The sequence below is a fragment of the Malikia spinosa genome, from assembly GCF_002980625.1.
Taxonomy (GTDB): Bacteria; Pseudomonadota; Gammaproteobacteria; order Burkholderiales; family Burkholderiaceae_C; genus Malikia; species Malikia spinosa.
Genome location: NZ_PVLR01000045.1, coordinates 21,400 through 28,378, shown reverse-complemented (window position 1 = coordinate 28,378; position 6,979 = coordinate 21,400). Strand labels below are relative to the sequence as shown.

The following is a 6,979-nucleotide window of genomic DNA, read 5'->3' as shown; positions in this document are numbered from 1 at the left end:
TTCTACAACCTGCGCTGATCGGCTGGGCATGAAATTCCTGCGTTTCTCCGACATTTGCGCCAGCGGCCAGGCCGCCGGCAAGCGCGTCTTCATCCGCGCCGACCTCAACGTGCCGCAAGACGACGACGGCAACATCACCGAGGACACCCGCATCCGCGCCTCGCTGCCGGCGATCCAGCTCGCGCTCGACGCCGGCGCCGCCGTGATGGTGACTTCGCACCTGGGTCGCCCGACCGAGGGCGAGTTCAAGCCCGAGGACAGTCTGGCCCCAGTCGCCCAGCGCCTGGGTGAGCTGCTGGGACGCGAGGTGCCGCTGGTCTCCAACTGGGTCGACGGCGGCTTCGATGTCGCGCCGGGCCAGCTGGTGCTGCTGGAGAACTGCCGCCTCAACGTCGGCGAGAAGAAGAACAAGCCCGAGTTGGCGGCCAAGCTCGGCCGGCTGTGCGACATCTTCGTGCACGATGCCTTCGGCACCGCACACCGCGCCGAGGGCACGACCTACGGCATCGCCGAGACGGCGCCGATCGCCTGCGCCGGCCCGCTGCTGGCAGCCGAGATGGATGCGCTGACCCAGGCCCTGCTGGAACCCAAACGCCCGCTGGTGGCGATCGTCGGCGGCTCCAAGGTCTCGACCAAGCTCAGCATCCTCAAGACCCTGGCGTCCAAGGTCGACCAGTTGATCGTCGGCGGCGGCATCGCCAACACCTTCCTGCTGGCCGCCGGCCACCAGATCGGCAACAGCCTGGCCGAGCCCGACCTGGTCGAGCAGGCCCGATCCGTGATCGAGGCCATGAAGACCCGCGGCGCCGAGGTACCGATCCCGGTCGACGTCGTGACCGCCAAGACCTTCGGCGCCGATGCGGCAGCCGAGACCAAGGCGGCGAGCGAGGTAGCCGATGACGACCTGATCCTGGACATCGGGCCCGAGACGGCGGCCCGGCTGGCCGAGCAGCTGCAGGCCGCCGGCACCATCGTCTGGAACGGTCCGGTTGGCGTGTTCGAGTTCGCGGCGTTCGAGAACGGCACCCGCGTGATTGCCCAGGCCGTCGCCCAGAGCCAGGCCTTCAGCATCGCGGGTGGTGGCGACACGCTGGCCGCGATCGCCAAGTACCAGATTGCTGACCAGGTCGGCTACATCAGCACCGGCGGCGGTGCCTTCCTCGAAGTGCTGGAAGGCCGGACTCTGCCGGCGTTCGAGGTGCTGGCGCGCCGGGCCTGACGGGTCCTGACGGCCTGAGGTTCTGCTGCTGGGTCGTGGGGCAGGGCGCCGCCCGGCGCCTGCAATCCTAGAATCGGACCATGAATCCGAATCAGTCATGGCTGGCGGCCTGCCAGTTGGCCGACCTCAATCCTTCGGTGCCAGCCCGGTCCTGGCTGACCGAGCGCGGCTCGCTGACCGCCCGGCTCCGGCGCCACTGGCCGGACCTGGCGGTCGAGCTGCAGGGCGAGGCCCGGGAACTGCCCTGGCACTGCGAGCTCGACCGGCTCGGTCTTTCCAGCGACAGCCTGGCCTGGGTGCGCCGCGTCACCTTGCACCAGTCCGGCCAGGCCCTGGTGCAGGCGCGCACCGTCATTCCCGCCTGGTCGCAGACGAATCCCTGGCAGGAGATCGAGCGCCTGGGCTGCCGGCCGCTGGGGGAACTGCTGTTCCAGCAGACCGACCTCGAGCGCAGCGATTTCGAATTTGCCCGCACGCCCTCGGGCTTGGCGCGCCGCTGCGTCTTTCGGCGTCAGGGCGCACCGCTGCTGTTGACCGAGTATTTCCTGGCCTGGCTGTAGCCCGTCACAGCCCGCAAGGCATCTTCACGCCCCGCTTGGCCAGCGCGGCGGTGAAGACGCGCCAGCCGGCAGCGATTTCGGGCAGCGGGTCGTTGCCGCGAACGCCGCCGTCGAAGTGGCAGAACTTTTCGATTGCAGTTCGGCGTATCGCGCGTGGATTTGTTATTTCAGGTGCCGTGCCATCGAGCAGCTTCAGGTCTATCCCCGCCTCGACCAGATAGGCTGGAATATAGAAATCGTTACCATCCAGCGCATAGTGCAACGCCGAGCCCGAGATCGGGTGGACATAGTTGATGTCGGCCCCGCGCTCGACCAGCAGTTTGACCACTGGCAGGTTGCTGCCCATGATCGCCGCTTGCAGCAACGACCGATCGTGATACACGCCACTGGGCGGAAACCAGTTCGGCCCGATCCCGTACGCCAGCAGCACCTTGACGACTTCTGGGTCGGCGTTGTTGCGCGCGACCGCATAGTGCGGCACGGTCTTCTCGTTCGACAGCATCGAGACCGGATCGGCGCCGGCCTTCAGCAGCAGCTCCATCACCTGTGGTGCATGGCGGCGCGCGCGCAGCGCGTAATGCGTCACCGTCATGCCTTCGCGCCCGACAAACTTCACGCGCGCGCCGGCTTTGATCAGTTGCTGGAGACGGCCCAAGTCGCCGTCCTGCGCCGCATTGGCAAGCTGCGCGACCTGCGGGTCGGAAAATACCTGGTCGGTCGTGATCATGGCGGCTCCGGTGGTAGGGTGCAGAAGGCTGAACAGGACTGCCAGCGGCAGCAGGTAGCGCCCGAGCCGGCGCCGCATCTGGTGGACAGGTTTCATGGCTGCCTCAGGTCTTGAGTGTGGGGCCGATGTAGTCGCTCGCCGGCCCAGGTTGACCTGTTCCCGCCAACAGCCGGTTGATGTCGCCTGCCTTGCGGGTCTCCAGGCCGTGGATCACGCCGCCGATACCATGCTGCTGCTCGAGCGGCGTGTCGCGGCCTTCGGCCGTCTTGCTGGCGATGCCACGCACCTGGCCGAGTGCGGGCGGCAGATACCATTTGCCGCCGCTGTAGGCCAGGTTGCGCGCAACCTCCTGCGGCGTGACGTTGAGCAGGCGGTCCGCCAAGCCACGCGCGATCGGTTGCACCTGGTCTGGCAACAGCCCAATCGGGTCCTCGATGCCGAGCTCCTTGAAGGCCCAGCGGTTGGCCTGCGCCAGCGCCTGCAGGCCTTGCGCGCCGCCATAAACCCGCTGCTGCCACTTGCGCGAGTTCTGCAGCCCGGTCAGCGGATCACCGCCATCCGCACCCTCGGCGCGGTATTGCTGGAAACGACCGGCATGGCGTTCCAGCTCAGCCGGTGTCAAGCGAACTGACTTGGGATGCAAGCCAGCAGAATTGAACATGCTGCCCTTGAGCCGGCCAGCCACGCCAGCGGCCTGGGCCTTGCCGCCACCGAGCGAGTGGCCGGTGACCTCGGCGTCAGGTAGGTAGTCTTTCAGCTGCTGGCCCAGTTCGCGTGCAGCCTTGTACTGTTCGGTTTCTAGTCCGAGCGCCTGATCGTGGTCGGTCAGGATGTCCTCCGGGTCTGCCGTCGTGCCCCGGAAAGCTACCACGGTCTTGGGTTCAAAGGGGAAATCCGGTGGAAGCGTGTAGATAACTGCCTTGGCATCCTTCAGCAAGGACGTATCAATCTTCAATTTCTTGGCTTGTTCTTCCGTCATCACCTGCCAAGGCTCCGGCGGCTTCTTCTGCTGCGGACCCGCCTTCGGGTCGAACTGGGTATAGCTGTTGTCCGACAGCCGGGCCAATTCGACCGCGTGCATGTCTTCCTTCAACCGTTTGGCTGCATCGCGCACCGCCGGGTCCTGGCTGCGCTCGCCGTGCAGGATCAGGCGCTGGCGCTTTTCGATCCGTAGCCGGCGTGCCTGGCCTGAACTCTGATCCAGGCAGGGCAGGCAGGGTTGGCCGGCCAAGCGATGTGGCACAAAGCTCTGCTCCAACTCGTTGTTGAAGGCCCGCATCCGCTGGTTGTTGTTTCGCCTTCTGTAATCAAGCGCTCCGACAGCGGCGGTCACAGCGATACCCGTTGCAGTGGCTCCAATGACTCCCACCGCCCCCAGCTTGCGCGCCATCAGAACGCTGCTTTCCACGTCCTCCAGCTTGGCCTGCAGCTGCTGTTCCCCGCTCGCTCGCAGCAGGTCGACGGCGCCGCGCGCGAGCTGCAGCGCCTTGTCCACCGCCGTGTCGCCGATCAGCGCCAACGCGCGTGCCTGGTCGATCTGGGCCTGGCCCGACGCCGCCAGCGACTCCTGCAGCAAGTGGCCGAAATCTGCCATGCGTCTCCCTCCCTGATGTCAGGGTTGCCAGTCTAGAGCCGGTATGGCAGGGCGGTAAAGCGTCAGCAGCCAAAAAACCTGCGGCTGGCGCTCAGACCGACGAAGCGTCTCGGTCAACGCGAGGGTCGCCAAGCCGGGTGAAGTAGGCACTCACCGGCGGTCGCTCACGCGCCTTTCGGGCCTGGCCGACATGGCCGATGTTGATGAAGCACAGCGCGTCCTCGTCCGGCTGCAGGCCGAACAGTCGGCGCAGGCCTTCGGACTGCAGCGCCTTGCCGCTGGTCAGCCCCGAACCCAGTCCCATCGCGGTCGCGAGCAGCAGCATGTTCTGGATCGCGCAACCGGTCGACAGCAGGCGCTCGCTGGGGGGAATAGCGGGGTCGTCGCCGCGCAGCCGGGCAACCGCCAGCAGCAGCCAGGGCGCGCGGTAGGCCTTTTCGCGCGCCTGCTCAAGCGCGGGCTCGCCGGCCTGGCCATCGCGCTTGAGCAGCGCAGCGGCAAATACCTCGGCCAGCCGCGCGCGCTGCGACTGCGGCACCTCGATGAAGCGCCAGGGCAGTAACTGGCCATGGTCGGGTGCAGCCGAGGCGGCGGCCAGGATCTCGGCCTGCTGCGCCGGGTCAGGCCCGGGTCCCTGCAGGCGCTTGGGCAGGGTGGTGCGGCGCTGGTGCAGCAGGACGCTGGCCCATTGCGTGGCCGCGGCGCTCTCGGCATCCAGATCGGTGCGGGGTGATTCTGTTGAGGTCGACATCCTGCTACTGTCGCCCATGCCCGCCAGCCTGGCAATCACCCATCCGGCCTGATCCAGCCCGCTCCCGTTCGACCGATCAGCCGCCAGCGCTTGTCCGGTCTACTCCGTAAGAACTAGGTCGGAGGCCGGCTACTCCGAATGCCGCATCGACAGCCCAGCGGCTCAGGCCGCACAATCCAAGACCCGGTAAAAAACTGACCCGCTGCCCTGGCTCCTGCCAGGGTGACTCCTACTCCTCTCTGATTGCAGGTTTCATTCCGATGCGCTGGCGCGGCCAACTGTCCTTCAAGTTTCTGCTGCTCGGGCTGTCCCTGCTGCTGCTCGCGCTGGTCTCGATCGGCATGACGATGTGGGTCACGCGCCAGCTCGACGGTGGCGCGGCCGCGGTCAACGAGGCCGGGCGCCTGCGCATGCAGGCCTGGCGGCTCGTGAGCGCGCGCCAAGGCGGGCGCAGCGAAGATGAAATCCAGCAGCTGGTCGCGCAGATGAATGCCAGCATCGAACTGCTGCACCGGGGTGACAAGACGCGCCCGCTGTTCGTGCCCTGGAACGACCCTGCACGCGCCAGCTTTGCCGAACTCAGCCAGTCCTGGCAGATGCTGCAGCCCCATTGGCAGGCAGCGCCAGCGGCCGACCCGCAAGCGCTGACGCAACTGGCCGACCGTTTCGTGCGGGAAGTCGAGCGGCTGGTGTCGGCGATCGAAGGCACGATGACGCGCCTGACCGCAATCCTGAATCTGTTCCAGTTCTTCATGATGGGGCTGGCGGTGGTGGCGGCGGTCTTTACCCTCTATGTCGGCTATCTGTATGTGATCGATCCGCTGCAGCGGCTGCGCGCGGGATTGCGTCAGGTCGAGCAGGGGGACTTCGATGTCCGGCTCGACGAGCAGGCCCCTGACGAATTCGGCGAGGTCGCGGCCGGCTTCAACCACATGACCGGCCGGCTGCGCTCGCTCTACGGCGGCCTGGAAGCCAAGGTGCGCGACAAGACGCGCGACCTCGAGGCCCAGCGCGCCCGGCTCGCAGCCCTGTACGAGGTCAGCAACTTCCTGACCGAGGCCGATACCCTTGAGGCGCTGGCGCAGGGCTTTGCGCAGAAGATGCGCCGGCTGGCCAATGCCGACGCGGTCGCCGTGCGCTGGTCCGACGAGGCCAGCCAGCGTTACCTGATGCTGGCCAGCGACTGCCTGCCGCAGGAGCTGGTCGAGGAGGAGCGCTGCCTGGTGCCCGGCACCTGTGCCTGCGGCCAGCCGATGGCCAATGCCCGCACCCGGGTCATCCCGATCATCCCGGCCGACGACATGCTGCTGGGCGGCTGCATCAAGGCCGGCTATTCCTCGCTGATCAGCGTGCCGATCCGGCTGCAGCAGCGCGTGCTCGGCGAGCTCGACCTGTTCTATCGCGGCGCCGCCAGCCTGACGACCGAGGAGCAGGGCCTGTTTGACACGCTGGCCGGGCATCTGGCCAATGCGGTGGAAAACCTGCGCACCGAGGCGCTGGTGCGCGAGGCCGCCGTCAGCGAGGAGCGCGCCATGATCGCGCGCGAACTGCACGACTCGATCGCGCAGTCGCTGGCCTTCATGAAGATCCAGCTCAGCCTGCTGCGCGCCGCCGTGCTGCGTGGCGACCGCGAGCAGATGCTGCAAAGCGTCAACGAGCTCGACGCTGGTGTCAAGGAAGGCTTGCAGGACGTGCGCGAACTGCTGGTGCATTTCCGCACCCGTGGCCACAGCGACGACATCGAGCAGGCCCTGCGCAGCACGCTCAACAAGTTCGAGCACCAGAGCGGCCTCAAGGCCCATCTGGCGCTCAGCGGCCATGGCGTGGCGCTGCACTCGGACGTGCAACTGCAGGTGCTGCATGTGGTGCAGGAGGCCCTGTCCAACATCCGCAAGCACGCCCAGGCCAGCGAGGTCTGGGTCCAGGTGGTCAAGGGCCCGCCCTGGACCTTCTCGGTGCGCGACAATGGACGCGGCTTCGATGCCGCCTCGGTCAACGCGGCAGGCACCAGCTTCGGCTTGCAGATCATGCGCGAACGCGCCGCCGGCATCGGCGCCGAAGTCAGGCTGGAATCGACGCCGGGCCAGGGCACCGAGGTGGTGCTGACATTGCCCCAATGACCATGGAA

At 67.1% G+C, this 6,979-nt stretch carries 6 protein-coding genes; 3 read left to right on the top strand and 3 right to left on the bottom strand.

Annotated elements, in window-relative coordinates; all coding sequences use genetic code 11:
• The first annotated feature begins 28 nt into the window (after positions 1 to 28).
• Together C6P61_RS14595 and C6P61_RS14590 are read left to right on the top strand one after the other, a co-directional pair.
• Positions 29 to 1,219: a phosphoglycerate kinase gene (locus C6P61_RS14595; protein ID WP_105730659.1), complete on the top strand. Its 1,191-nt coding sequence runs from the start codon at positions 29 to 31 to the stop codon at positions 1,217 to 1,219.
• An 80-nt stretch (positions 1,220 to 1,299) separates the two neighbouring features.
• Positions 1,300 to 1,779, top strand: coding sequence for a chorismate--pyruvate lyase family protein (locus C6P61_RS14590; protein ID WP_105730658.1), 480 nt, complete (start codon positions 1,300 to 1,302; stop codon positions 1,777 to 1,779).
• Positions 1,780 to 1,783: 4 nt separating this feature from the next.
• On the opposite strand, the gene C6P61_RS14585 is transcribed toward C6P61_RS14590, so the two are convergent.
• From C6P61_RS14585 to C6P61_RS14575, 3 genes are all read right to left on the bottom strand, one after another.
• Positions 1,784 to 2,506, bottom strand: coding sequence for an ankyrin repeat domain-containing protein (locus C6P61_RS14585; protein WP_170067398.1), 723 nt, complete (start codon positions 2,504 to 2,506; stop codon positions 1,784 to 1,786).
• Between the two features lie 103 nt (positions 2,507 to 2,609).
• Entirely contained in the window at positions 2,610 to 4,100 is a 1,491-nt protein-coding gene (locus C6P61_RS14580; protein WP_105730656.1) for a Tle-like phospholipase domain-containing protein, read from the bottom strand.
• A gap of 91 nt (positions 4,101 to 4,191) precedes the next feature.
• Complete coding sequence (locus tag C6P61_RS14575; protein WP_105730655.1) at positions 4,192 to 4,851, bottom strand: nitroreductase family protein; 660 nt, start codon at positions 4,849 to 4,851, stop codon at positions 4,192 to 4,194.
• A gap of 260 nt (positions 4,852 to 5,111) precedes the next feature.
• On the opposite strand from C6P61_RS14575, the gene C6P61_RS14570 reads away from it, so the two are divergent.
• On the top strand, positions 5,112 to 6,971 hold the full coding sequence (locus tag C6P61_RS14570) for a type IV pili methyl-accepting chemotaxis transducer N-terminal domain-containing protein (protein WP_105730654.1): 1,860 nt from the start codon (positions 5,112 to 5,114) through the stop codon (positions 6,969 to 6,971).
• Positions 6,972 to 6,979: the final 8 nt, after the last annotated feature.

Coding starts and splice junctions, on each gene's coding strand:
- C6P61_RS14595 (WP_105730659.1), top strand. CDS start 29: ATGAAATTCCTGCGTTTCTCCGACATTTGCGCCAGCGGCCAGGCCGCC.
- C6P61_RS14590 (WP_105730658.1), top strand. CDS start 1,300: ATGAATCCGAATCAGTCATGGCTGGCGGCCTGCCAGTTGGCCGACCTC.
- C6P61_RS14585 (WP_170067398.1), bottom strand. CDS start 2,506: ATGATCACGACCGACCAGGTATTTTCCGACCCGCAGGTCGCGCAGCTT.
- C6P61_RS14580 (WP_105730656.1), bottom strand. CDS start 4,100: ATGGCAGATTTCGGCCACTTGCTGCAGGAGTCGCTGGCGGCGTCGGGC.
- C6P61_RS14575 (WP_105730655.1), bottom strand. CDS start 4,851: ATGTCGACCTCAACAGAATCACCCCGCACCGATCTGGATGCCGAGAGC.
- C6P61_RS14570 (WP_105730654.1), top strand. CDS start 5,112: ATGCGCTGGCGCGGCCAACTGTCCTTCAAGTTTCTGCTGCTCGGGCTG.